We start from the raw sequence: 25022 nt of genomic DNA, 5'->3' as shown, positions 1-25022 counted from the left end.
GCCAACTTCATGGGATTCGTCAAACTCGCAGCCATCGCCATCTGGCTCAAATAGCTAAATCGTCACTACCGCCTAGGGGAAATTTGTAATTATCGAATTCCTGTAGAGCAACGCTGCTCCCCCGAAAATCAGGCCTCTTCCTTTTGCGCCTCGGTCGGACAGCGCTCGAAAACCCGCCGTGGGCCCGAAAGTGTCCAGCGGAACCCATGTTCCGAATAATCAACCTCCACATGCCCGCTGAAGGCTGCTGCCGCATGCCGTTTGATGATTGTCGTTCCGAAACCGGTCGTTGCAGGCTCCTGCACAGGTGGGCCATTCTGCTCGGTCCATTCAATGATGATGCGCGGCTCCCCCTCCGCGACCTCCTCAACCCTCCAGCTTAGCGAAACCCGACCTTCCGGCGCTGACAAGGCACCATACTTGACCGAATTGGTCGCCAGTTCGTGAAGGATGAGACCAAGGTTCTGAACAGCTTCGGCGCGTAGTACAAAGTCCGGACCGGTGACACGCACCCTGCTTCGAGCTTCGGCAAAAGCTTCCAGATGCAGCGCCACGACTCGCATCAGCGGAACGCCAGCCCATTGTTCCTGCGCCAGCATCTCGATCGATCGGCCTAGCCCCTGAAGTCGCTCACCTATGGCGCTCTGGAATACATTGATATTGGTTTCCTTGCGCGCTAGCTGCCGCATCATCGCCTGTATGAGGGTCATGATGTTCTTCGTACGATGAACAAGCTCCCGCATGACCAGATGAGCCCGGTCTTCGGCCTCGCTACGATCGAACGAGGCATTGGACAGAGCAATCGCAACCTGATTGGCTTCGGCTATCCGTGTCTCAACAGGCGAAACAATTTCACCCCGGCCAATCCTCTCCGCCATTTCCGCGATTTGCCGGATGGGCGTCCGTAACTGGCGCCCAAGCAGATAGGCAATCAGCAAACCGACGGTCAGGAAGGTGGCACTGCCAATCACAAAGTAGCGCCAGGTCGAAACGATAGTCGCCTGAGCTGTACTGATTGGACCCCAGACAACGACCTTCCAGTCCCATGGTGTGAGCTTGGCATAGCCGTACATCAGTCGGTCACTGCCGTTCACACCCTCGATGGTCCCGCTGTTGCCGGTCATAAGGGCTTGCGTAGACAAGGAAATCGGCGTTGGATCCCCGGCAGCCGCATTGGTGGCAGTCACCACATTTCCCCGCCTGTCCAGAACGCCGACAGACCACCCCTTCGGCAAACCGTCAGTGGACATCAGCCTCTGCAGGTCCTCCGCATTCTGGGTGAGGATGAGTGCTGCGGCACCGGATGCACGTGCAGGTCCGCCGAGCGGCAGGATGACGTTGAAGACCCAGCGCTTACTGGTATTGCCGAAAAGGATGTTGGAAACCTGGATCCGGTCGGTCTGCTTCGCAAGCGCAAACGTCTCCAGATCCGACAATATGGGCAGAGATATTCCATAATCGACGCGCGTATTAAGTAGCTGCTGACCCTTCTCGTCGGCAACCAGAACATATCGGGAGCTTCCCCTAAGACTCACCTGCGTCCTGTTATGAAAGCCGCCAAGGTCGTTCGTATCGAGTTCGGGTGAGGTGGAGATCAGCTTAAGGGTCGTGATCGCGTCCCGCAACTCCTGATCGATAGCGCGCGCAATGGTTCGAGCATCATCCCTTGTATCGGTGTTGAGAATGGCACGTTGCTGCGCTTCCAGCCGCAGAATGAGGAAGATCACAAAGGCAATCAGCGGCAAGGCAATAACGGCTGCCAATGCAACGAGATAGGCTCCAATGGGAGCAGTCGGCAGAAGTCCGGAAAACCTCTTCATGTGGAGAAGTTAAGCCCTGAAGCCTTGGCTGAACATCACCATTATGGCGATCATCGTCTCTATCCCCCCAGTGGTCCTTACGGCGACCGATCCAATACTTCTATCCGAGTTCGCTTGACGAACCAAGAGACGTTCACCGTACAGGATACAAAGTGACAACGCATTGGTTCAAATGCGCTACAACTCGAGCCTGCAAAACAAAAAAACGCCGCCACTCTGGCGAAAGAGCAGCGGCGGATTGTCTAGAGCGGGGTTTGAACTAATTGAAGCATTCTGCGATAACGTCCGGCAAGCTATTCTTCGTCCTGAAACACTTCCTCGCGCTTCTTGCGCACGCTCGGCAGCAGCACGATGACCAGAACACCCAAGGCAATCACCAGCAGTGTGGCGCTGATCGGTCGCGTCAGGAAGGTCGTTGGATCACCGCGCGACAGGATCATGGCACGACGGAGGTTTTCCTCCAGAAGCGGCCCCAGCACGAAACCGAGCAGAAGGGGCGCCGGTTCGCACCGCAACTTGACGAGGACGTATCCGATGAACCCGAAGAAGGCGACCGCATAGAGATCGAACACGTTCGAGTTAACGCTGTAGACCCCGATGGAGCAGAAGGCCATGATGATGGGGAAGAGCACATAATACGGGATCGTCAGAAGCTTCACCCAAAGCCCGATGAGCGGCAGGTTGAGCACGACCAGCATCAGGTTGCCGATCCACATGGAAGCAATGATTCCCCAGAACAGGGCCGGTTGCTCGGTCGCGACATTCGGACCGGGAACAATGCCCTGGATGATCATTGCACCCACCATCAGCGCCATGACCGGATTTGCCGGGATGCCAAGCGTCAGAAGCGGAATAAACGATGTCTGGGCACCGGCGTTGTTGGCCGATTCCGGACCCGCAACACCCGCGATCGCACCATGGCCGAACTCCTCCGGCTTCTTCGAAACACGCTTTTCCACCGTGTAGGACGCAAAGGCGGCCAGGATGGCACCGCCGCCGGGCAGAATACCGAGCGCCGAACCAATTGCCGTTCCGCGAAGCACCGGCGCAAACATTTCCTTGAAGTCGGCCTTGGTCGGCAGAAGACCGCTGACCTTCGACATCAGTACGGTTCTGTTCTTCTCGCCTTCAAGATTGCGCAGGATTTCCGCGATCCCGAATACACCGACAGCGACGGCGACGAAGTTCAGACCGTCCGAGTATTCGCGAATGCCCAGCGTGAAGCGTGGCGTGCCGGAATAGATGTCGGTTCCCACAAGTCCGAGCAGCAGACCGAGAACCACCATGGCGAGCGCCTTGATGATGGAGCCGGATGCAAGCGCGATGGACGAGACGAGACCGACCACCATCAGCGAGAAATATTCCGCAGCACCAAACTGCAGGGCGATTTTCGTCAGCGGCGGCGCGAAGATGGCAACCAGGAATGTGGAGACCGTACCGGCGAAGAAGGAGCCAAGCGCAGCGATAGCCAGGGCCGCCCCTGCCCGCCCCTTGCGCGCCATCTGGTAACCGTCGATGGCGGTCACGGCCGAAGAGCTTTCGCCCGGCATGTTGATGAGGATGGCCGTGGTGGAGCCACCATATTGCGCACCGTAATAGATGCCGGCCAGCATGATGAGCGAGGAAACCGGCTCCAACTGAAACGTGATGGGCAACAGCATGGCGATGGTCGCGGTCGCACCAATCCCCGGCAGGACGCCGATCAGGGTTCCGAGCAGAACACCGATCAGGCAGAAGAACAGGTTTGCCAGAGACGTCGCAGTGGAGAAACCAAGTGCAAGATTATTGAAAAGATCCATCGGCTATCTCCTAGAAGCCAAGCCAGGGGCCGAATGTGCGGAATGGAAGGCCAAGGCCGTATTCGAACACCAGGACCGAAAACACTGTCAAACCGGCCGAGAGCAGGATCGCCAGAATGGGCGTCATTCTGGATGAGGCGAAACTTGCAATGAAGGCCGTGAGGAACAGCGACGGCACGAAGCCGAGCCCGCGAATGGTCAGGCCGAAGAAAATCGCGGACGGCAGGATGAAGAAAAGTCCTCGCCATGCAATCGGGCCGATGCCCTCATGTTCGACGCGGAACGCCTGAAACAGAATGATGCCACCCAGCAGCACGAGCGCGCAGGCCAGCAGGAACGGAAAATAACCCGGCCCCATGCGAAACGCCGTACCCAGTTCCAGATCCAGCGACTCGAAGCCGAAAAACAGCCCTATGGCGACAAACAGCGCGCCACAGACGGCGTTTGTCTTGTCAAATTCAACAGATTTCATGATGCCTCCCCAGAACGCCGGACGTCCATTCGGACACACTGGCGACGCTCTAACCCTTTGAAGCTCCCCGCATCGTACCTTTCAGGACATTGATCCCTATCCTGAGACAGATACGCCAGACGTGGCAGGCGGCGGGCAAGGGTCATGATGCGCATGACACACAGTTCCAGCCAGCCGCGAGAAGAGAATGCCGCACACCCGTTTTTTGGGTGTGCGGCACGTTCGGTATTAGTCCGCGTACTGGCCTGCGGCCTTGATCACCGGCTGCCAGCGGGCAATCTCGCTCTCGAGCTTGGCTTTGAGAGCGGCGGGTGTCGCATCCGCTTCAGAGGACGGCACAGTGCCAAGTTCGGCAAAGCGGGCGGCAACATTCGGATCCTTCAGCGCCACCTTCAGCGCCTTGGACAGACGCTCGTTGACAGCAGCAGGCGTTCCCTTCGGCGTGTAGACACCATGCCAGATGCCGACTTCAAAGCCAGCCAATCCAGCTTCGACAGCCGTTGGCACATCCTTCAGGACGTCAAGACGCTTGGGGGACGTCACGGCATAGGCCTTGATCGTGCCGCCCTGGATCTGCTTCGTCGTATTGGTCGTCTGGTCGCACATGATGTCGACCTGACCGCCCAGAAGGTCGGTCATCGCAGGGCCCGTACCCTTGTAAGGCACAGTGACCAAAGGGGTCTGGATCGCGCTCATAAACATCATGCCGCAAAGATGGGATGCGGCACCGATACCCGCATTGGCAACCGTTACCTTGTCCTTGTTGGCCTTGGCGAACTCGATGAGACCCTTCAGATCCGATGCTGCCATGTCCTTGCGGGTGACAATGGTCATCGGGACGTCGGTGACGAGACCGACATATTCGAAGTCCTTCAGCGTATCATAGGGCAGCTTGCGATAAAGGGTCGCGCTGGTTGCCATGCCGATGTGGTGAAGAAGCAGCGTGTAACCATCTGCATCCGCCTTCGCCACGCGGCCGGCCCCGAGCGTTCCGCCAGCACCGCCGACGTTTTCGATGATGATCTGCTGACCGAGATCCTTCGACATGGATTCTGCAACAAGGCGTGCAACCGTATCGGTCGGGCCACCTGCAGAGAACGGTACGATCATGGTAATGGACCGCTCAGGGTAACCGGCAGCCTGTGCAACGGACGAGAAAGCAACGGCGGCAAATGCAGTTGCGCAAGCGAGAGCCTTAAAAAGCTTCATGGTCATCCTCCTCATGACAATCGACGGTGTCGCGGCTCCTCCCGCAACGACCGGATGGCGACTATGTGGCTGAGGATCGTGGGCGCGAGCAACCGCTTCCTGCCACCGAATGGTCACAAGTGTGCCTGTCCCTGCGTGATCATGGGTGGATTCCGCCCCAAGCCGATCACCCCATGTGTGGATTTCCACCCATCACGCCGTCACCTGGTCCGTCAGATCTCTTCGCCCAGTTCCGCGAGCCCGTCCGGAGACAGAAGTTTCTTGTCGAGACCATACTTCTGCATTTTCTCGTAAAGCGTCTTTCGGCTGATTCCCAGCTGCTCGTAGACGGGCTTCAGAGCACCGCCATTGGCGGAAATGGCAGCTGCAATGATGTTCCGTTCGAACGCCGCAACACGGTCCGCCAGGCGACCGCTTTCCGGCTTGACCAGCGCGCCGCCATCGCCGGGTCGCATGTCCAGACCAAGAACGAGACGATCGGCTGCATTGCGCAATTCGCGGACATTTCCCGGCCAGTCCCGTTGCGCAACGGACATGACCACTTCCTGCGGCACATCCATGTCTTCCCGGCCATAGCGAGCCGCCGCCTCGCGAACGAGCTGCAGAAACAGAAGCGGGATATCCGCCCGGCGTTGTGCCAGAGAGGGGACCCGCAGGGTCACCACGTTCAAACGATAAAGGAGATCGGCGCGGAAGCGGCCCGCGGCAACCTCTGCCTCCAGATCCACCTTGCTCGTTGCAATGAAGCGCACGTCAAGTCCTACCGGCTCATTGGAGCCCAGCCGGGTGATGACCCTTTCCTGCAGGACGCGCAGGAACTTCGCCTGGAGATCAATGGGCATGGACCCGATCTCATCGAGCAGGATCGTACCGCCCCGCCCATGCTCGAACTTGCCATAGCGAGGCCGAAGAGCGCCGGGAAAAGCGCCTGCCTCATGCCCGAAAAGTTCGCTCTCGATCAAGGTTTCCGGCAGCGACGCGCAATTGATGGCAATGAAGGGACGGTTGGCGCGGGCGCTGACATCGTGCAAGGCGCGGGCCACCACCTCTTTGCCGACCCCTGTCTCGCCAATGATCAGCGTATCGGCGTCCGCGGCACCGATAGCGCGGATCTGGTAGCGAAGATCGACCATGACCTGCGTACGCCCCGGCAGCCGTGTCTCGATATCGTCGCGCTTGCCCGCGACTGCGCGAAGCCGCCGATTTTCCAGCACCAGGTTGCGGCGGTCCTGGGCACGGCGCAACACGCCAGCCAGATGCGACGTGGTGAACGGTTTCTCGATGAAATCATAGGCGCCCTCGCGCATGGCCTTGACGGCCAGTTGCACATCGCCGTGACCGGTGACCAGAATGACGGGGATTTCGGCATCCAGTTCGCGGACACGCTGCATCAGGGTCATGCCGTCCATGCCGGGCATGCGAATGTCGCTGACGATAACGCCCTCGAAGGAATAGCCGATGAGCTCCAGAACCTGTTCGGCACTCGCAAGGGTCTGGACCTGAAAGCCGGAAAGTTCCAGCGCCTGGGCTGTGGAACGGCGAAGCTCCTCCTCGTCATCCGCCAGTAATACACGCTGCATGTTCACTCCGCCGCTAGGCCCACCTGCCCCGTTGCCGCCATGAGCGAGATCGTGAAGACCGCCCCGCCATCCGGGTGGTTCGCGACGCTCAGGCTGCCACCGAAATCCTTGATGATGTTATAGGATATGGACAGGCCAAGTCCCAAGCCCTTGCCAACACCTTTGGTGGTGAAAAACGGATCGAAAATGCGCTCGCTGATCGCCGCCGCGACACCCGCGCCATGGTCGCGTACGCGAATATGCACCATCTCATCTACATCGACCGTCAGTTCGATACGCCTGTCGTCGAGACCTTCGACCGCATCCGCTGCATTGGTGATGATATTGACCAGAACCTGCTGCAGGCGAATGGACCCGGCGAGTACGGGCGGGATATCACGGGGAAGCGACATATCGATCTCCGCCTGCGCGCTCTTCAGGCGGGTCGAGACGATCTCCAGCGTATCGCGGATGACGTCATCCAGCGCCACGCCGCTCAGTTTCTCGTTCGGTTTGCGCGCAAAATTGCGCAGGTGACGCGAGATGGAGGCCATCCGGTCGATGAGCGCCGAAATACGCCGGATATTGTCGCGCGCTTCTTCGAGCCTGCCACGCTCGATCAGGACATCCGCACTGTCGGAATAGGTCTTGGCTGCCGCGAGCGGCTGGTTGAATTCGTGGGAAAGTGCTGCCGACATCTGGCCAAGACCTGCCAGCTTTCCGGCCTGGATCAGGTCTGCCTGTGTCTGCCGCAATTGAAGTTCCGTTGCGCGGCGTTCGGCGATCTCTTCCTCGATGCGAGTGTTGACCCGCGCGAGATCCGCCGTGCGCTCCTCGACCCGGCGCTCCAGTTCCACTTGGGCGGCCTCCTGCAGATGCAGCCGCTCGTCCAGCCGTGCGCGGCGCTGCATCAGGATTGCAACACCGAGGCCCACCAGACACAGGACCAGCAGAACGGCAATCACGACGGTCTGCGCCTGCGCCCGTGCCGAGGCAGTGTCCGTCAGCACATTCACGGTCCAGTCCGCATCCGGCATGCTTTGAGACAGCACCAGGTAATCCCGCGTTCCACCAGCTTCGGCAACGCTCATGATCCTGTGACCATCCTCGACGCGTTCGGTGAAAGGAAGCGGTTTCAGCACGGCATCGGAGTAGCGACGGGAGGCGGAGGTTCGGGCAATCCTCTCTTCGGTAAGCGGCAGGATCGAATGATAGAGCCAGTGCGGGCTGCCCGTCATGAAAATGATGCCTTCGGGATCGGACACGAAGATGCGCGCATCCCCTCCTTCCCATGAGGCTTCCAGCACATCGATATCGACCTTGAAGACGATCACGCCCCGAACGATGCCGCCAATCTCGATGGGCGAAGAAAAATAATAGCCGCGTTTGGCCGATGTGGTGCCCAGCGCATAGAAGCGGGCCTGCTTGCCCTTGGCCGCCTCCTGGAAATAGGGACGGTAGCTGAAATTCTGACCGACGAAACTGGTGGGCAGGTCGAAGTTGCTGGCGGCGATCGTCTCGCCGTCCATTGTCAGCATATAGATGTCGGAGGATTTCAGAAGCGCATTGATGTTGGCGAGATAGAGATTGGTGGAATGGCGGCGGATCAGGTTGTCCGGCTGGAGGATCAGAGCCTCGATATCGGGCTGGTCGGCAATCAGCGCCGGTAGTGCCTCATAGCGCTTGAGGTGCCCCTCGAGCGCCGACACAGCAAGCCTCAAGGTGGTGCCGCCCTGCGTTACCGCTTCGGCAAGATAGCGCGCCTTGATGATGTCGCCGCCGTGGATGGCGAAAACGACACCGATCAGGATGAAGCCTATCAATGCCGACAGATATCGCTTTCCCAACCCTTATCCTCCTGGTCCGGCTTGAAGGGTGGCTGAAATTTCATGCAGACACAAGATTCTTTGGAGGCAGGATCAATTGACGCAACAGACAGTTTGATGACCTTAAGCCTGAAAGACAGGCACCAGACGTTCACGAGTACTTCGCATTCTGTTAGGCGCCTACGGTTGCATTCCTCGTTCATGAGCGTACACTCATATTACCGCCGATTGATTAAACGGGCATCGGCGGCTGGAAGCCCGAGGCCCATGCGCCCGGTGACTTTCGCCCTCCTCATGGAGGCGAGATATGAATTTAGACAAATCCACACTCGAACCAAGCGATCTGAAATTTTTACAGTCGGTCTTCGACGGCATCAGACAAACAAAAGGCATAGAAATCCGGTCAAGCGATGCAAGCAGCATCGCAGCACAGATCATCGAACTGTATCAGGCCGGTGTGCGCGATCCGGATGAGTTGACCCAGCGTTTCAAGGCGGGATGAAGTTATCGCTTCGCGATGAGGTCGCGTTCCTCACGCATGAGATAGAGGCGGGTCACGCCGTCCAGATAGCTCTCTATCCAGTCAGCCATGGCTTTCTCCTGTTCGATAATCTTACCCAATACATCGACAGCCTTGCCGTCGCCGATCTCGTCGGCGGCTGCAAAAAGAACGCGATAGGTGGCGATTTCCGTATGCTCGAAGCTGTAAATGCTGGTGCAGATACGCACGATCTCGTCACTGGCAAGCAGGCCGGTGAGACCTTGCGCGGTCGCCGACAGTTTGCTGGCGACATCCTTCAGCACTGACTGCGGACTGGGCGCACGCTCCATCAACTCCCGCAAAGACTGGGCCTGGCCTTCGGTTTCACCAAGATGCTCCTGCAATCGCTCGCGCAGGTCCGGATAGTTCTCGATGCGGCCGATCTGGCTGCGCAGCATGGTCGCGCACTGAACTTCCATGGCATGCGCATCACGAAGCCAGACGGCGAAATGATCTCGAGCATGGGTCATTGCATTCTCCTCTTTCCCGAACCCGCCAACCAGCATTCGACCGGAACCATTTCCACTGATGTGGGTTGGTGTCAGCAGAAACCAAGAGGAAAAGTGGATGTCCGATCCCCGCGATCCCAGCGACCAGCCTCCGATGCCGGCGCCCACATGGGTGCCCGAGCCACCCATCAAGGAGCCGGAACCCGACCGTCTGCCGGACGAAGAACCGGTTCCGAACCCGGATGAAACGCGCGATCCCCCCATGCAGGTCCGCTGACAGCCCCCCCCTTCGCCATCCACCATCGGCCGCCACGGAACCCGCGCGCGGCCGATGCGTTGTTGCGGCACGGATAGCGAAGGGGTGAAGACCGTGGACTACAGATCATCGGCAGAAACGGATACATCGGCAACAGGCAGCATCGTCCAGCCTGGCCGCAATGCCTGGCGCAGTTCAAGATGCGACAAGGCGGCATTTCTGATCGACGGTGCGGAATATTATCGCAGGCTTGAGCAGGTGCTTTACAAGGCTCATCATTCGATCTTCATCGTCGGTTGGGACTTCAACCCCCATATCCGCCTTCAGCCCGCGGTTCCTGGCAGTCCGACGCTTGGCCAGATCCTTCGCCAGCGTGTGGATTCCCAGCCGGATCTCATCGTCCGCATTCTGGTCTGGGGCATGGGACCCGTCTATTCCGGCAAGAGCCTGAAGATATTCCGCAAGACGGGCTGGAACGACCATCCCCGCATCATTATGGAATTCGACTTCCGCCACCCAATCCGCGCCAGCCACCATCAGAAGATGGTCTGCGTCGACGATACGGTTGCCTTCCTCGGCGGCATAGACCTGACCGCCCGCCGCTGGGACGATCGCAATCATTCCATTCCGAACAAGCTGCGCTGCTCGCCCGATGGAACCTGCTACGGCCCTGTTCACGATGCGCAATCAATCGTATCCGGCGATGCCGCAAGGCTGGTGGGCGATGCATGCCGCAAGCGCTGGAAATGGGCGACGAAGCAGGAACTGGCGCCTGGCCAGCCACATTCTGACGATCTCTGGCCAGCGGACCTGGCACCGGTTCTAACCGATTGCCCCGTCGCCCTTGCTCTCACCGAACCGCTGAAGTGGAACGGTCGCCGCGGACGTCGCGAAGCCATCCAGCTGACGCATGACGCCCTGCGCGCCGCGCGGAGCCACATCTACCTGGAATCGCAATATCTCGCCTCCTTTGCCGTAGCCCGCACGATCATGGATCGGCTTGCGGAGGCGGATGGACCGGAAATCATCATCCTCGTGACCCAGGAATCGCACGGCTTTCTGGAAAAGCTGATGATGGGTCATAATCGGACCCGTCTCATCCGGCGCATGAAACGTCATGACCGCTATAATCGCCTGCGCGTCTATTATTCGGTGACACAGGATGAGGAAGGCAAGGAGACGGAAATTATCGTCCATGCCAAGCTCGTCATCATCGATGACCGTTTCATCCGCATCGGATCATCCAACCTCAATAACCGATCCGAAGGTCTGGATACGGAATCCGACCTGGCGTTCGAACCCGAGAAGGCAGAAGATCGAAAGGCTGTCCTCGATCTTCGTCACGATCTCCTCGCTGAACATCTCGGCTCGACGCCGGAAGCCGTTGCCAGCCTTGTCGAGGAAACTGGCTCGTTGATCCGCACGATCGAACGGCTAAACAATCAGCGTCGGGGCCTGCGTCATTTCAACGTCGATGTGCTGCACGGAGAGACGGATTCGCTGATCGGCACCTCGCTGATCGATCCACGCCGACCCTTCTGGCCATTCCGCCAGTTGAAGGTCGGCACGCGCTGGGCATTGTCACGCCTGATGCGCAGCTTCACCTGAAGGCTCGGAACGACCCGGACCTTCCCGGCGCGCCAGAATTTCTGTCAACAGAAACAGAGGCGCGCCGATGAGAAGCGGCACGAAGTAGTAGAGGACGCGGAACGCAACCAGAGACCCGATGGATGCGCCGGCAGGCAGCACCATCAGCATGGTCGCCTCCAGAACCCCCAAACCTCCCGGGACATGGCTGAGCATGGCGGCAATCGTTGCTGTTACATAGGCACTTGCCACCTGCAGATATCCCGCATCGGTGAAGGCGGACAGCAGTTGATGCAGAGCAGCAGCCACGAAGCCGAAGTTGACCGTTCCCACAGCAATTTGCGCGATACACATGGACGTGGTCGGCATTTCCATGCGGAAGGAGCGGAATTTCAGGGGTGGTCGGCCCCAGATCGAGCAGATGACATAGGCAACCGGATAGGCCAGAAATGCCAGCCCCAGCAGTTTTCGCGGACCGGGGTCAAGCTGCAGGATCGTCTCTCCGGTCGGGGGCATCAAGATCAGCGCAATGGCCGCCAACATGCTGAGGCCCAGCAGAACGGTTGCACCGCAGAACAGAATGACTTTCGCAACCTCATCCCCGCTCAGTCCCCAACGCGTGTAGAACCGATAGCGGACGGCGCCGCTTGAAAGAGCGGCTCCCCCCACATTGTGGCCAATGGACAGGGCACAGAACGATGCGAGCGCCGCCCTTGGATATGCCTGCCCCTTTCCGACATAGCGCAAGCCCAGATAATCGAAGAGCGAGAGGCAAATGTAGGATGCAATGACGCAGAGGAAGCCGGTTATGATCCGGTAGGACGGAATTTGCGATAGTGAGGATGTAATGTCCTCCAGACTGTAGCGACTGAGACTGCGATACACCAGAACGAGCGCCACACAGATGATCAGCAGAATGAGTATACGAAGAAGATGCCGTCTCACGATGTCTCCTCGTCCTTCCGTTTCGTCGCAAAGGACCGCAGTTGCAGGGTGTGAGGGAACGAAACGCAGCCTCAAGGGGTTCCCCGCGTCATGATCGAACCTGACATCAATACGGCGCCTCGGAGCAGCCGGACCATTCGAATTCTCTCATATAACGTTCACAGCTGCGTGGGCACCGACCGAAAGCTCGATCCAGGTCGCGTCGCGGACGTGATCGCGTCGTTGAAGCCGGATATCATCGGCCTGCAGGAACTGGATGTCCGCCGGCGTCGAAGCGGCGGCATCGACCAGGCGGAAGTCATCGCCAATCGGCTGAAGATGGATTTTCATTTTCACCCGGCTCTCAGCGTCGAGGAGGAGCTCTACGGAGATGCGCTTCTGACCGCGTTGCCGGTGCGGCTGGTCCGGGCGGGCAGCCTGCAATCCTATGGAGAACCCCGCGGAGCAATATGGTCTGAGGTCGAGGTGGGCGCAGTGAAGGTCAACGTGTTCAACACCCATCTTGGCCTGTTGCGACGCGATCGCCTGCGACAGACGGAAGAACTGACAGGTCCGGATTGGATCGGTCATCGCGACTGCGCGGATAAACCCCTCATCGTGATGGGCGACTTCAATTCCATTCCGTCATCCGCAGCCTATCGCAATTTGCTGAAACCTCTGCAGGATCCCAAGCAGCAGACGGGGCGACGCCCCGACCCGACATTCCCCTCGCGCTTTCCGCTGTTGAGACTGGACCATATCTTTACTGCAAATGGTCCGCGCATCCTGTCCGCTGAAGCCGTCAGGAACGAGGCCACCCGGATTGCATCCGACCATCTGCCCTTGCTGGCAGTCGTGGAAGTCCCCACCTGATCAACTCCTGATTGATATTGCAGGATTCGGAACAATGATGCTGCACGGCCGTTTTCAGAATGTCGCACAGGCGAGAGCCAGAGCGGCAGCGTCATAGAACCTCCCCCCTTGGGCGTCCCCTCGTTGATCGAGGAGGCGCCCTTTCTTTGACATAGCGCAATACGTGCGACCATTCGCGCCTGCGGCCAAACTTCCTATTGCTAAACGTCAAGCGACAGCCACATAGCTTTCATCAACAGGATTTCGGGGGACGAGGTCCACAATGAGGGCGAGACAATGTTCGAGCACTTTGACGCAACGCTTCTAGCGCGAATCCAGTTTGCGTTCACCGTATCCTTCCACATCATCTTTCCAGCCTTCTCCATCGGGCTTGCGAGCTACCTGGCTGTTCTGGAAGGGCTGTATCTGTGGACGAAGAAGCCGGTCTATCTGGAACTTTTCGATTTCTGGAAAACAATCTTCGCGCTGGCCTTCGGCATGGGCGTGGTATCCGGCATTGTCATGTCATACCAGTTCGGCACAAACTGGAGCGTCTTTTCCGACAAAGCAGGGCCGGTTATCGGGCCGCTGATGGGTTATGAAGTGCTTTCCGCCTTCTTCCTGGAGGCGGGTTTCCTCGGCGTCATGCTGTTCGGGCGAAAGCGCGTTGGCCCTGGCCTGCACTTCTTTGCGACCCTGATGGTGGCCTTCGGGACGCTAATGTCCGCAACCTGGATCCTGTCGGTGAACTCGTGGATGCAGACCCCCGCGGGCTTTGCCATGAATAACAAGGGACAGTTCGTGCCGACCGACTGGTGGGCGGTCATCTTCAACCCGTCCTTCCCCTACCGCTTCACGCATATGGTACTGGCTGCCTATCTCACCACGGCGCTGGTCGTCGGTGCCGTCGGTGCCTGGCATCTGCTGCGTCGCACCGCTCCCTTGCGCGCGGGCACCATGTTCTCCATGGCCATGGGTATGATTGCCGTCGTCGCGCCAATCCAGATCTTCGCCGGGGACATGCACGGCCTTAACACGCTGGAACATCAGCCCACCAAGGTCATGGCCATGGAAGGCCATTTCGAGAGCCATCCGGATGGAGCGCCGCTCATTTTGTTCGGCATCCCTGATCAGGAAAACCAGCGGATCGATTATGCTGTGCAGATCCCCAAGCTTTCGAGCCTGATCCTGAAGCATGATCTGAATGCCCCGTTGAACGGTCTGGACACCGTTGCGCGTGACAAGCAGCCGCCGGTCGCAGTCGTGTTCTGGTCATTCCGGGTCATGATTGCACTGGGCTTTGCCATGCTGGGTCTCGGTCTCTTCAGCCTCTATTGCCGTTTCCGCGGCACACTATATCAAAACGCGTGGCTGCATCGTTTTGCGCTTGTCATGGGTCCGGCAGGCTTCGTTGCCGTTCTGGCGGGCTGGATTACCACCGAAGTCGGCCGCCAACCCTATACGGTCTACGGCCACCTTCTGACGGCGGATTCGATCTCGCCGATCTCCGCGCCGGCTGTCGGCGCCTCGCTCGTCGCCTTCGTCATCGTCTATTTCCTCGTCTTCGGTGCCGGCACCTTCTACATCCTGCGCCTCATGGGCCGCCTGCCGCGTGACCCGGAACCGCATCTGGGCCAGGGCCCGATCCGCAGCGCGGGCATCACGCCTGCTCCGGCACTTGCCGAGAACCATGCCAAACACGGGGGTGCCCATCATGGAGCTTGATTTTCCCTTCATCTGGGCAGCCATCATTGCCTTTGCCGTTCTCGCCTATGTGGTGCTGGATGGTTTCGATCTCGGTGTCGGCATCCTGTTTCCCTTCTTTCCGGAAAAGCATGACCGCGATGTCATGATGAATTCCGTCGCTCCCGTGTGGGACGGTAATGAGACATGGCTCGTCCTGGGCGGCGGCGGACTTCTCGCAGTCTTCCCGCTCGCCTATGCCACCATTCTGCCAGCCCTTTACGCGCCACTGATCGCAATGCTTCTGGCCCTGATCTTCCGCGGCGTGGCCTTCGAATATCGCTGGCGCACAAAACGGGCCGAATGGCTGTGGAACTGGGCCTTTGCCGGTGGCTCCACCGTCGCTGCCTTCACGCAAGGGGTGGCGCTTGGCGCACTCGTGCAGGGCATTCCGGTTGCCAATCGCGCCTATTCCGGCGGCTGGTGGGACTGGTTGACGCCCTTCTCCATCATGACGGGCTTTGCGCTCTTGATCGGTTACGCGCTGCTTGGCGCAACCTGGTTGGTGATGCGAACGACGGGAGAACTTGCAGAACGCGCGCGCTGGTTTTCACTCGTCACGGCCTTCGGCACCGTGGCCGCCATGGGCATCGTCAGCCTGTGGACGCCGTTCCTGAAACCTGAATATCTCGACCGGTGGTTTCTCTATCCCGGCGCCCTGTTCACGGTCATCGTTCCGCTTCTCGTCGGTGCTGGACTATACGGCATTGTCACAGGCCTGCAGCACAAGAAGGACACCCGCCCGTTCCTTTGCGCGCTGGGCCTCTTCGTGCTGGCCTATATCGGTATCGGCATCAGCTTCTACCCCTATATCGTGCCGACCTCCGTCACCATCTGGGATGCGGCAGCCCCGGACGAAAGCCTGAAATTCCTGCTGGTGGGGGCGGCTGTGCTGGTTCCGGCCATCCTGATCTACACGTCCTATGCCTATTGGGTCTTCCGCGGGAAGATCGATCCGGAGGAAGGGTATCACTGATGCCAGGGACGAAAGTCAGGCAAATTCTCTGGTTCGTCGGTCTGTGGATGGCAGGCGTTCTGGCCGTCGGCATCGTCGGCCTCATCATCAAGCTCTGGCTCGGCGCATAAATTTTAGCGCCGGGTCAGCGCAATTACATAGCGGGCATCGATCTTCCCCGGATTGAAGAACACGCACGGCTGCGGCGATCCCAGTTCCAGGCAATCCCCTTGGCGAAGGTGATGGACCACCTCACCCTCGGCGAATTCCAGTTCACCGCCGGTTACCCAGATCTGCTGCCGCTGGAAGGCGAAGGCGGAGGCCGGATAAGGAATACGAACGCCTGCAGGAAGAGTAACCTCCAGCAATTCCAGTCCGTTGCCGGTTGCCGGAGAGATAGCGCGACGCGTGTAGCCGGTTTCCGGATCTTTCCAGATGGCCTGTCGGTCGGCACGCATCAGTCTTTCGCTTGCCTGCTCGGCCAGCGCCAGAAGTCGCGACAGAGGCAGACCGAAGGCACCGGACAGCCGCCCGAGAACCGTCGCGGTAGGGCTTGCCTCGCAACGCTCGATCTTGCTGATCATGGCTTTCGACACCCCGGAACGCTCAGCCAACTCGCTTAGCGACCAGCCACGGTCCTCCCGCTCCAGCCGGATACGTTCTGCAATCGCCCCCGCTGCCTGCTGTTCATGCAGATCCATCTTGCAATCCTCAAATTTCGTCTCTTATAGTAGACGAAATGAAATCTATAAGAAACACTCGGCCGACCGTAAACGGCACCAGAGGGAACCATGGCAGATCGAACGAAACAGGAAATTCGCTTCAATGCGTTCGATATGAACTGTGTCGGGCATATCCAGCAAGGTCTTTGGGCGCATCCGCGCGATCAGTCGCATCGCTTCAACGAGATCTCCTACTGGATGGACTATGCCCGGCGGCTGGAGGAAGGGCTGTTCGACGGGATCTTCCTGGCCGATGTGGTGGGCGTCAACGATGTCTACGGTGGCAATGCCGATGCGGCCCTCAAAGGGGCCGCGCAGGTGCCGGTAAACGATCCGCTTCTCTTGGTGCCTGCCATGGCTGCGGTGACGAAGCATCTGGCCTTCGGGGTGACGGCAAACCTCACCTATGACGCGCCCTTCCTGTTTGCCCGCCGCATGTCCACGCTCGATCACCTCACGGGCGGACGGATCGGCTGGAACATCGTGACCGGCTATCTCGATAGCGCTGCGAAAGCCATAGGGCTGGACCAGCAGGCCGCCCATGACGACCGTTACGATCTGGCGGATGAATATATGCAGGTGGTCTATCGCCTGTGGGAGGAAAGCTGGGCGGATAATGCCGTGCGCCTCGACCGTGAGAACCATCTATACGCCGATCCGGCAAAGGTTCACGCCATCCGGCATGAGGGAAAACAATACCACCTCAACGCCATGCATCTTTCCAGCCCCTCGCCGCAGCGCACGCCGGTGCTCTATCAGGCGGGCTCTTCCACACGCGGTCGACAGTTCGCCGCGACCCACGCGGAATGCGTTTTCGTCAACGGCCAGAAAATGGAAGGCGTTCGCGCCATCGTCGATGACATCAGGGCAAAGGCTGTTGAACTGGGCCGCTCCGCCAGCGACATCAAGGTCTTCATGGGGGCCACGATCGTGACGGGCAAAACAGCGAAAGAAGCGCAGGAAAAGTTCGAAGAGTACCGCCGCTATGTGAGTTCGGAGGCAGCCCTAGTGCATGCGAGCGCCTCGTTAGGCATCGATTTCGCGAAATATGATCTCGACGAACCGATCGAAACCGGCAAGAGCAATGCCATTGTCTCGAACATCGAAGCGGTCAGCCGCAGCGCCGGACCGCAATGGACCAAGCGCAAGCTGCTGGAGCAGATGGTGCTGGGAAGCCGCCAACCGCCCATGGTCGGCTCTGCGGAAGAGATTACCGATCAGCTGATGGCGTGGAGCCAACAGGCAGGCATTGATGGCTTCAACCTGTCGCGCACCGTGGTGCCGGAGTGTTTCGACGACATCATAGCCCATGTCATCCCGATCCTGCAGGAACGCGGTGTCTACAAGACCGGATATCGCGAAGGCACACTACGCGAAAAACTGTTCGGAAACGCCCGCCTGCCCAAAAGCCACATGGCCGCCTCCTTCCGCCAGAATCGCCAGTAGATCAAACCCCGCGGTTAGGGATTCGCTTCTCCAGCTGCCGGAAAGAGAAAACAAGAATGCCGGTCAGGATGAGATAGATGGCGGCCAGCAGCAAGAGCGGCTCGTAGGTCAGGAACGTATCCTGCCGCACCTTGGAAATCACGGCGTAGACATCCACCACCGTCACGGTTGCCACCAGCGGCGTCGACTTCAGCTGGATCACGGTTTCGCCCGTCAGCGTCGGCAGCGTCCGCTGGATCGCTCGCGGAAGCCAGATGCGGCGGAACATGGTGAACCGCCCCATGCCATAGGCCTTGGCAGCTTCCAGCTCCCCTTTCGGCACGCCCGCAAAGGCGCCGCGCATGACCTCGCCTTCATAGGCCGCAAAGGAGATGGTCAAGGCGGCAAAGCCGTAGGGCCATGCCTGACGCAGATAAGGCCAGAGGAAGGACTGGCGAATTTCCGGATACTGCGCAAAGAGCGAACCAAGGCCGTAATACAATAGCCAGAGCTGAAGCAGGAGCGGCGTACCACGGATCAGCGTACAGAACCCTCGCGCAAGCCAGGCCAGCGGCTTTGGTCCTGTCACCTGCACGAGCCCCAGAGGAACGGCGAGGATGAACCCGGCAATCGCTGTCGAAAACAGCATGACGATGGTTTCCCAGATGCCCCAGAGCAGACGTGTCTGGTATCTGGGTATCCAGTCCCAGCGCATGAACCAGGCCATGGAAAGCAGGATGATCGCAAAAAGGACCATCAGGAAGATGCGATGCGGCTCGAAAAGGCTGCGCGCCTTGGGAGCCTGATAGGCGGGGATAGCGGTTACCTCGCTCATGCAGCACCTTCCGTTCTCGCGAAACCGCGACGCGCCCGCTTTTCAATAATCCCGATGATGAGGTTGGAAACCAGCGTTACCATGAGATAGAGCGCACCCGCCGCAAGGAAGAAGGTGAGGAAAGCCTTGGTCGTGCCCGCCGCCTGCCGCGTCACGAGCGTCAATTCGGCAAAACCGACGACCGCCAGCAGCGCTGTATCCTTCGTCGCAATCAGCCAGAGGTTCGAAAGGCCCGGAATGGCATAGGGCAACATGGCCGGAAAGGTGATGCGACGAAGCGAAAGCAGAGGCGACATGCCATAGGCACGCGCCGCCTCCAGCTGACCCGGAGGCACCGCAAGAATGGCACCACGCAGAACTTCGGTGGAATAGGCGCCCTGCACCACCCCGATCACGAAAATACCCGCCGTCAACCCGCTGATGTCGACCGCAGGAAGCCCGAGAAGTTGCATCAACTGGTTCACCGCATCGGTGCCGGCATAATACAGGATCAGGATCAACACGAGTTCTGGCACGCCGCGCACAACGGTCGTGTAAACCTCAAGAAGGTCGCGCAGAATGGGACCGCCCCAGAGTTTGCCTGCGGCACCGCCTATACCAATCAGAAGCCCGAGCAGATAGCCGCCGATGGCCACCTGCAGGGACATCAAAAGGCCCATCAGCAGCACGCCACCCCAGCCGGGGGAAGATAAGGACAAAAGGCTCAAGTCAAAACTTGTTGCGCCCATGGGATAAGGCTTTCCGGGCTAGAGCACGTCCAGCAAAAGTGCGTCAGCGGTTTTGCGTCCGGACTGCGTCAAAACAAATGGATAGAGCATTTTAGGTGATCCCGTGTTTTCGCCGGAAATGCTCTAGACTACGGAAACAACGCGTTGCCATGTGGAATAAGCAAACAGCCGGACTTCTTCCCGACGAAGAAACCCGGCTGCAACGAAGCTGCTTACTTGCCGTAGATGTTGAAGTCGAAATACTTCTTCGAAATCGTGTCATAGGTTCCGTTCGTGCGGATAGCCTTGATGGCTGCGTTGAACTTGTCCTTCATGGCCGTATCTTCCTTGCGAAGACCAACGCCGACACCCGAGCCCAGGATAGCCGGATCGTCCTTGACGTTACCCTTCAGCTCGCAGCAGGCCTTGCCGGCATCTGTCTTCAGGAAGGCGTCGAGCGTGATCAGGTCGGCCTGAATCGCATCGAGGCGACCGGCTGCGAGGTCCGCATTGGCCTCGTCCTGCGTCTGGTATTCCTTGATCTCGGAAACTGCCTTGCCGAAATACTTCTGGGCATATTCGGCATGGATGGTCGAAACCTGAACGCCGATGATCTTGCCCTTGAGGCCTTCAGCCGTCGGCTCGAACTTCACGCCCTTCGGACCGATGACGGCGGTCGGCGTGTTGTAATATTTGTCGGAGAAATCGATCGTCTTCTTCCGCTCATCAGTGATCGACATGGAGCTCATAATGGCGTCGATCTTCTTTGAGGTGAGCGCAGGAATGAGGCCATCAAAGGCGAGCGGCGTCAGAACGCACTTTAGCTTGGCTTCGGCGCACAGCGCATCCATGATTTCCACTTCCCAGCCAACCCACTTGCCGCTGGCATCCGGCGAGCTGAATGGCGGGTACGGGCCGGAATCGACGCCAACCTTGACTTCCTGCGCGGAGGCCGAGGCAAAGGCTGCCGCCGTCATGCAAAACGCGAGGGCGGTGGTACGGACGAAGTTTTTCATGATTTCCCCTTTCGAGATTTTCTGGTTTTGCTTTCACGCATTTCCGGACGGAAAACCGCAATGACACTTTTCCTGGAAATGCTTTCTCAGTGGATGGAGCTGATGAATTTCTTCAGCCGCTCCGATTGAGGGTTTTCGAAGATAGCCTCTGGCGAGCCTTGCTCCTCGATAACGCCGCCATGCAGATAGATGACGTGACTTGCTACCTGTCGCGCAAATTTCATTTCGTGGGTCACCAGGATCATCGTGCGGTTCTCCTTTGCGAGATCGCCGATCACGGAAAGCACCTCGCCAACCAGCTCAGGGTCGAGCGCCGAGGTCGGCTCGTCAAACAGCATCACCAGTGGCTGGATGGCCAGCGCACGGGCAATGGCAGCACGCTGTTGCTGGCCGCCGGACAGAAATGCCGGGTAGGCATCGCGCTTTTCGTAAAGCCCCACGCGGCGAAGCAGGGTTTCTGCAACGGCAATCGCCTGATCCTTCGGCTGACCGAGCACATTCACCGGCACCTCGATGACGTTTTGCAGGACCGTCATATGCTGCCAGAGGTTGAAGCTCTGGAACACCATGCCAAGCTTGGTACGGATACGCTGGATCTGGCGACGGTTGGCAGGCATCATCCCGCCATGACCATCCTGCTTCATCTCGATCGTTTCGCCGTGAATGGTCACGCTGCCGGCTGTCGGCAGCTCCAACATGTTGATGCATCTGAGAAAGGTCGATTTGCCTGATCCGCTCCCACCGATCAGGGCTATCACGTCTCCTTGGCTGGCAGAGAGGGAAACCCCCTTCAAAACCTCCAGCGGGCCGAAACGCTTGTACAGATCGCGAACCTCTATGGCTTGCGCCTTGTCCGTCATGTTACCTTCACCGTCGGCATTTATCTGCCGATCTAACTTGCCCATTTTCCCCCAGCATTTCTTCTTGTGAGGCAGTGCTGGCGCTTCAATTAAGATATGACTTTTGCACTTGTTCGAAAATTACTCAAGCACATTAAAGATCCACGTCATGCTTCCGGAGCGAGTATCCATAACTTTGGCGAGGTAGGCGCAGGAGCGCAGAGGTCAGACATTGCACGGGTGCATTGCCGTGGCGGGAGGATCGGGTTAAACGGCCTCACATCGATTTCAACGGAGGGTTTTCCGTGCGCTATGCATCCATAACTGATCGTCTTGCGGATCTCGGCTCGGGCCGCTGGGCTCTGCACGCCACGGCCAGACGCATGAAAGCGGAAGGTCAGCCCATCATTGAGCTCACCATTGGTGAACCCGATTTGCCGCCGCACGAAGATCTGCTCGCCGAATGCTCGCGCGCCATGTATGCAGGCCGCACCCGCTATTCGAACGGACGCGGCGAGCCTGCCGTTCTGAAAGCCCTGATCGCGAAATATTCGAAGCGGCGACCGGGTGTCAGCGAAAAGAACTTCCTCTGCTTTCCGGGCACACAATCGGCACTTTACGCAGTCATGATGGGACTGGCTGAAGCTGGTGATGGAGTTCTGGTCGGGGATCCGCTTTATGCGACCTATGAAGGCGTGATTGCCTCAACGGGCGCACATCTCATCCCCGTTCCCTTGCGGCCTGAGAACCGCTTCCACATGCAGGCTGAGGATTTGGAGCGCGCAATCACGCCGGAAGCCCGCGTCCTTCTTCTCAACACGCCGCACAACCCGACCGGTGCCGTCCTCACCGACCAGGAAATCACGGCCATTGGCGCAATCTGCAAGAAGCACGACCTCTGGATTGTGTGCGACGAAGTCTACGAACAGCTGATTTTTGGCAAGGACTTCGCCTCTCCTTTCGATATGCCGGAGCTGGCAGAGCGTACGATCGTAGTCGCCTCGATCTCCAAATCCCATGCAGCACCCGGTTTCCGCAGCGGCTGGGCAGCAGGACCGGAGGAGTTTTGCGAAAAACTTCTGCCCGTTTCGGAAACTATGCTGTTCGGCGTACAACCTTTCATTTCCGACATGACCGCGCTTGCGCTCTCCCGCCCCTTCGAGACGGCAGGCATCATGCGCGACAATTACAGCCGCCGTGCCGAAATCGTTCAGAAGACACTGGCCGGAAGCAACCTCCTGAAGCCCATGATGCCGGAAGGCGGAATGTTTGTGGTGGTGGATGTGACGGCGACAGGCCTCGGCGGCGCCGACTATGCCTGGGAACTGCTGCGCAAGGAGCAGGTTGCCGTCATGCCTGGCTCGTCTTTCGGACATCAGGCGGCGGGGTTCATCCGCATTTCGCTCACAGTTCCGGATGATGTGCTGGAGGAGGCGGTCCGCCGCATGGCAAGCCTCGCCGGACGGCTAGCCGCCATGCCCGCCGCCGAGCGCGAGCACTTAGGTGCCTGACCATCCCCGACCTTCAATACGGCTCAGACGGGATTAACTTGACCGGAACTGCCCCGTGCCGATCAATTTTTCTTCGTTTGCCTGGCCTATTGGGTAACCCTGACGGATGTCAGGTCCGTCAGCGGCAAGCTTGATGATTTAGAATTAACACTTAGCCCCTGATAACAGGCATAGCAGAAGCCTCTGCCCGGACCAAGCAATGGCAAGTATCGAGACGAAAACACCGCAGATCGACCCTGACACGGGTTACCCGCCTTTCACCTTTGGCTGCCAATTGAAAATGATGGCCGGCGCGTTCTGGTCGTCTCAAGTCAGAAACAAGGTGCTTTTGCTGATTGTTGGGCTTCTGACGATCATTCTGACCACTGTCTATGCGCAATATCGTCTCAATTACTGGAACACGCCGTTCTACAATGCGCTTGAGCAACGGGATCTCGACGGTTTTTTTGAGCAATTGAAGGTCTTCTTCATCATCGCCGGTTCTCTGCTTGTGCTGAACGTCATCCAGGCCTGGTTGAACCAGATGACGGCACTGTTCATGCGCGAAGGATTGACGCGAGACCTCGTCGATCAGTGGATGCATCCGCGAAGGGCCCTGAGACTGGCAAGCCTCGGCAAGATCGGCGTCAACCCGGATCAGCGGCTTCATGAGGATGCGCGCAATCTCGCGGAACTGACGACGACACTTGCCATTGGGCTGGTCAACGCCACCATCCTTCTGGCCAGTTTCATCGGTGTCCTGTGGGTGCTTTCGGCCGATTTCGCCTTCACCTTCAACGGTCAGCAGATCGCCATTCCGGGCTATATGGTCTGGGCAGCACTACTCTACGCGGGCTCTGCGTCGATGCTCAGCAACTATGTTGGCCGCAGGCTGCCGACACTGAATACGCAGCGCTACTCACAGGAAGCCGAGCTGCGCTTCACCATGATGCGAACCAACGAAAACATGCTGGCGATTACGCTGACCAATGGCGAAGACAGCGAGCGGCGGCGGATTCAGCAGGCCATCAGCGAGGTTCTCGCCATCATCCGGCGGCTGGCCTTCGCCTACACCAATCTGACATGGGTTTCTGCCGGGTTCGGCTGGCTCACCACCATCGCACCGATCCTGATTGCGGCACCGGTCTATTTCAGTGGCGGCCTTTCCTTTGGCGGTCTGATGATGGCGGTCGGTGCGTTCAATCAGGTCAACACGGCGCTGCGCTGGTATATCGATAACTTCCGTCCGATTGCCGACTGGAAAGCCGCTCTCTATCGCGTTTCGGTGTTTCGAAGGGCGTTAATCGATCTCGACAATGAGCATGCAGAACCGGAAACATTGACTGTGGAACAGGACGAGGCCGAGCAACTGACCCTCAAGGACCTGCTCCTGTCGCCAAGACCCAACAGTCCCGGCGGTGACCGTGGGCTGCGGCTCGATGGACAATATGTCATCTTGTCCGGTGAACGGATCATGGTCAACGGTGATCCGCGGGCCAACCGCCGCCTCTTGTTCCAGGCGATTGCGGGGCTGTGGCCCTGGGGTAAGGGAACGATCCGTTTGCCGAAATCCGGCTCGATGCTTCTAGTGCCGCAGAAGGGCTTTTTTCCGGACGCGACTCTGGATGAGGTTCTCACCTACCCGATGCCGTCCGCTACGTACACGCCTGACGCGATGGGCAATGCGCTTGAAGCAGTCGGCCTCGGCCGATTGACGGAAAAGTTGTCGGCTCGCGAAAGATGGGAGCGTGTCCTGCAGGAAGATGATCAGATGCGCCTGCGCATCGCAAATGTGCTTTTGGTCAAACCACGCTGGATCGTTCTTGATGATGCGTTCGAAGCCTTGGAGACGGAAACCCAGTCCGAACTCCTTGCAATCCTGGATGCCATGTCGGAGGCAGCCATCATCTATGTCGGACGATCGGAGACCTTTTTGCCAATTTCAACGCGACTGATACATCTCCAGCCCTATTAGAACTGCATGCAAAATGACGCA

The 25022-nt window shown here is 58.6% G+C and carries 22 protein-coding genes; 9 read left to right on the top strand and 13 right to left on the bottom strand.

What is annotated here, in order from left to right; translation table 11 throughout:
* Window positions 1–128: 128 nt before the first annotated feature.
* From MUU53_RS13470 to MUU53_RS13445, 6 genes are all read right to left on the bottom strand, one after another.
* Window positions 129–1820, bottom strand: a complete 1692-nt coding sequence (locus MUU53_RS13470; protein WP_247261349.1) for a sensor histidine kinase — start codon at window positions 1818–1820, stop codon at window positions 129–131.
* 293 nt (window positions 1821–2113) lie between these two features.
* Window positions 2114–3619 carry a tripartite tricarboxylate transporter permease gene (locus tag MUU53_RS13465; RefSeq protein WP_247261348.1) on the bottom strand — a complete coding sequence of 502 codons (1506 nt, stop codon included), beginning with the start codon at window positions 3617–3619 and terminating at the stop codon, window positions 2114–2116.
* A gap of 10 nt (window positions 3620–3629) precedes the next feature.
* A complete protein-coding gene (locus MUU53_RS13460) occupies window positions 3630–4091 on the bottom strand; it encodes a tripartite tricarboxylate transporter TctB family protein (RefSeq protein WP_247261347.1) in 462 nt (153 codons plus the stop codon).
* Window positions 4092–4319: 228 nt separating this feature from the next.
* Window positions 4320–5300, bottom strand: a complete 981-nt coding sequence (locus MUU53_RS13455; protein ID WP_247261346.1) for a tripartite tricarboxylate transporter substrate-binding protein — start codon at window positions 5298–5300, stop codon at window positions 4320–4322.
* Window positions 5301–5512: 212 nt separating this feature from the next.
* Window positions 5513–6880: a sigma-54-dependent transcriptional regulator gene (locus MUU53_RS13450; protein ID WP_210300805.1), complete on the bottom strand. Its 1368-nt coding sequence runs from the start codon at window positions 6878–6880 to the stop codon at window positions 5513–5515.
* A gap of 2 nt (window positions 6881–6882) precedes the next feature.
* Entirely contained in the window at window positions 6883–8706 is a 1824-nt protein-coding gene (locus MUU53_RS13445) for a sensor histidine kinase (protein WP_377307381.1), read from the bottom strand.
* Between the two features lie 286 nt (window positions 8707–8992).
* On the opposite strand from MUU53_RS13445, the gene MUU53_RS13440 reads away from it, so the two are divergent.
* Window positions 8993–9187, top strand: coding sequence for a hypothetical protein (locus MUU53_RS13440; protein WP_247261344.1), 195 nt, complete (start codon window positions 8993–8995; stop codon window positions 9185–9187).
* A gap of 2 nt (window positions 9188–9189) precedes the next feature.
* Here the strand turns inward: MUU53_RS13440 and MUU53_RS13435 are convergent, their stop codons facing one another.
* Entirely contained in the window at window positions 9190–9696 is a 507-nt protein-coding gene (locus MUU53_RS13435) for a ferritin-like domain-containing protein (protein WP_247261343.1), read from the bottom strand.
* Window positions 9697–9793: 97 nt separating this feature from the next.
* Here MUU53_RS13435 and MUU53_RS13430 point away from each other — a divergent pair, with 97 nt between their 5' ends.
* Window positions 9794–9952 carry a hypothetical protein gene (locus tag MUU53_RS13430; RefSeq protein WP_247261342.1) on the top strand — a complete coding sequence of 53 codons (159 nt, stop codon included), beginning with the start codon at window positions 9794–9796 and terminating at the stop codon, window positions 9950–9952.
* 93 nt (window positions 9953–10045) lie between these two features.
* A complete protein-coding gene (locus MUU53_RS13425) occupies window positions 10046–11539 on the top strand; it encodes a phospholipase D-like domain-containing protein (RefSeq protein WP_247261341.1) in 1494 nt (497 codons plus the stop codon).
* Here MUU53_RS13425 and MUU53_RS13420 read toward each other — a convergent pair.
* Window positions 11513–12463 carry a putative bifunctional lysylphosphatidylglycerol flippase/synthetase gene (locus tag MUU53_RS13420; protein ID WP_247261340.1) on the bottom strand — a complete coding sequence of 317 codons (951 nt, stop codon included), beginning with the start codon at window positions 12461–12463 and terminating at the stop codon, window positions 11513–11515. The genes MUU53_RS13425 and MUU53_RS13420 overlap by 27 nt on opposite strands.
* 90 nt (window positions 12464–12553) lie before the next feature.
* Between MUU53_RS13420 and MUU53_RS13415 the strand changes: the two genes are divergently transcribed.
* From MUU53_RS13415 to cydB, 3 genes are all read left to right on the top strand, one after another.
* Window positions 12554–13315, top strand: coding sequence for an endonuclease/exonuclease/phosphatase family protein (locus tag MUU53_RS13415; RefSeq protein WP_247261339.1), 762 nt, complete (start codon window positions 12554–12556; stop codon window positions 13313–13315).
* Window positions 13316–13591: 276 nt separating this feature from the next.
* Window positions 13592–15019, top strand: coding sequence for a cytochrome ubiquinol oxidase subunit I (locus MUU53_RS13410; protein WP_247261338.1), 1428 nt, complete (start codon window positions 13592–13594; stop codon window positions 15017–15019).
* A complete protein-coding gene (cydB, locus tag MUU53_RS13405; protein ID WP_247261337.1) occupies window positions 15009–16013 on the top strand; it encodes a cytochrome d ubiquinol oxidase subunit II in 1005 nt (334 codons plus the stop codon). Before MUU53_RS13410 ends, cydB begins: the two co-directional genes overlap by 11 nt.
* Window positions 16014–16126: 113 nt before the next feature.
* Here cydB and MUU53_RS13400 read toward each other — a convergent pair whose 3' ends face one another.
* Window positions 16127–16693 carry a helix-turn-helix domain-containing protein gene (locus MUU53_RS13400; RefSeq protein ID WP_247261336.1) on the bottom strand — a complete coding sequence of 189 codons (567 nt, stop codon included), beginning with the start codon at window positions 16691–16693 and terminating at the stop codon, window positions 16127–16129.
* Window positions 16694–16783: 90 nt separating this feature from the next.
* Between MUU53_RS13400 and MUU53_RS13395 the strand changes: the two genes are divergently transcribed.
* Entirely contained in the window at window positions 16784–18160 is a 1377-nt protein-coding gene (locus MUU53_RS13395; RefSeq protein WP_247261335.1) for an LLM class flavin-dependent oxidoreductase, read from the top strand.
* Between the two features lies 1 nt (window position 18161).
* Here MUU53_RS13395 and MUU53_RS13390 read toward each other — a convergent pair whose 3' ends face one another.
* From MUU53_RS13390 to MUU53_RS13375, 4 genes are all read right to left on the bottom strand, one after another.
* Window positions 18162–18974, bottom strand: a complete 813-nt coding sequence (locus MUU53_RS13390; RefSeq protein WP_247261334.1) for an ABC transporter permease — start codon at window positions 18972–18974, stop codon at window positions 18162–18164.
* Window positions 18971–19702, bottom strand: a complete 732-nt coding sequence (locus MUU53_RS13385; RefSeq protein ID WP_247261333.1) for an ABC transporter permease — start codon at window positions 19700–19702, stop codon at window positions 18971–18973. Before MUU53_RS13385 ends, MUU53_RS13390 begins: the two co-directional genes overlap by 4 nt.
* A 212-nt stretch (window positions 19703–19914) precedes the next feature.
* A complete protein-coding gene (locus MUU53_RS13380; protein ID WP_247261332.1) occupies window positions 19915–20697 on the bottom strand; it encodes a transporter substrate-binding domain-containing protein in 783 nt (260 codons plus the stop codon).
* Between the two features lie 86 nt (window positions 20698–20783).
* Complete coding sequence (locus MUU53_RS13375) at window positions 20784–21557, bottom strand: ABC transporter ATP-binding protein (RefSeq protein ID WP_247261353.1); 774 nt, start codon at window positions 21555–21557, stop codon at window positions 20784–20786.
* A gap of 284 nt (window positions 21558–21841) precedes the next feature.
* Between MUU53_RS13375 and MUU53_RS13370 the strand changes: the two genes are divergently transcribed.
* Together MUU53_RS13370 and MUU53_RS13365 are read left to right on the top strand one after the other, a co-directional pair.
* Window positions 21842–23047 (top strand): pyridoxal phosphate-dependent aminotransferase, encoded by a 1206-nt coding sequence (locus tag MUU53_RS13370; RefSeq protein ID WP_247261331.1) that lies wholly within the window; start codon window positions 21842–21844, stop codon window positions 23045–23047.
* Window positions 23048–23246: 199 nt separating this feature from the next.
* Window positions 23247–25001, top strand: a complete 1755-nt coding sequence (locus MUU53_RS13365; protein ID WP_247261330.1) for an ABC transporter ATP-binding protein/permease — start codon at window positions 23247–23249, stop codon at window positions 24999–25001.
* The last annotated feature ends 21 nt before the right edge of the window (window positions 25002–25022 follow it).

It is taken from the genome of Affinirhizobium lemnae, assembly GCF_022968395.1.
Lineage (GTDB): Bacteria > Pseudomonadota > Alphaproteobacteria > Rhizobiales > Rhizobiaceae > Neorhizobium > Neorhizobium lemnae.
Note: the sequence above shows the minus strand (reverse complement) of the source record. Positions and strands in the feature narration are given on the sequence as shown.

Bases quoted from the DNA above. Each gene is read 5' to 3' on its own strand.
- MUU53_RS13470 (WP_247261349.1), bottom strand. From the start codon at position 1,820: ATGAAGAGGTTTTCCGGACTTCTGCCGACTGCTCCCATTGGAGCCTAT.
- MUU53_RS13465 (WP_247261348.1), bottom strand. From the start codon at position 3,619: ATGGATCTTTTCAATAATCTTGCACTTGGTTTCTCCACTGCGACGTCT.
- MUU53_RS13460 (WP_247261347.1), bottom strand. From the start codon at position 4,091: ATGAAATCTGTTGAATTTGACAAGACAAACGCCGTCTGTGGCGCGCTG.
- MUU53_RS13455 (WP_247261346.1), bottom strand. From the start codon at position 5,300: ATGAAGCTTTTTAAGGCTCTCGCTTGCGCAACTGCATTTGCCGCCGTT.
- MUU53_RS13450 (WP_210300805.1), bottom strand. From the start codon at position 6,880: ATGCAGCGTGTATTACTGGCGGATGACGAGGAGGAGCTTCGCCGTTCC.
- MUU53_RS13440 (WP_247261344.1), top strand. From the start codon at position 8,993: ATGAATTTAGACAAATCCACACTCGAACCAAGCGATCTGAAATTTTTA.
- MUU53_RS13435 (WP_247261343.1), bottom strand. From the start codon at position 9,696: ATGACCCATGCTCGAGATCATTTCGCCGTCTGGCTTCGTGATGCGCAT.
- MUU53_RS13430 (WP_247261342.1), top strand. From the start codon at position 9,794: ATGTCCGATCCCCGCGATCCCAGCGACCAGCCTCCGATGCCGGCGCCC.
- MUU53_RS13415 (WP_247261339.1), top strand. From the start codon at position 12,554: ATGATCGAACCTGACATCAATACGGCGCCTCGGAGCAGCCGGACCATT.
- MUU53_RS13410 (WP_247261338.1), top strand. From the start codon at position 13,592: ATGTTCGAGCACTTTGACGCAACGCTTCTAGCGCGAATCCAGTTTGCG.
- cydB (WP_247261337.1), top strand. From the start codon at position 15,009: ATGGAGCTTGATTTTCCCTTCATCTGGGCAGCCATCATTGCCTTTGCC.
- MUU53_RS13400 (WP_247261336.1), bottom strand. From the start codon at position 16,693: ATGGATCTGCATGAACAGCAGGCAGCGGGGGCGATTGCAGAACGTATC.
- MUU53_RS13395 (WP_247261335.1), top strand. From the start codon at position 16,784: ATGGCAGATCGAACGAAACAGGAAATTCGCTTCAATGCGTTCGATATG.
- MUU53_RS13390 (WP_247261334.1), bottom strand. From the start codon at position 18,974: ATGAGCGAGGTAACCGCTATCCCCGCCTATCAGGCTCCCAAGGCGCGC.
- MUU53_RS13385 (WP_247261333.1), bottom strand. From the start codon at position 19,702: ATGGGCGCAACAAGTTTTGACTTGAGCCTTTTGTCCTTATCTTCCCCC.
- MUU53_RS13380 (WP_247261332.1), bottom strand. From the start codon at position 20,697: ATGAAAAACTTCGTCCGTACCACCGCCCTCGCGTTTTGCATGACGGCG.
- MUU53_RS13375 (WP_247261353.1), bottom strand. From the start codon at position 21,557: ATGACGGACAAGGCGCAAGCCATAGAGGTTCGCGATCTGTACAAGCGT.
- MUU53_RS13365 (WP_247261330.1), top strand. From the start codon at position 23,247: ATGGCAAGTATCGAGACGAAAACACCGCAGATCGACCCTGACACGGGT.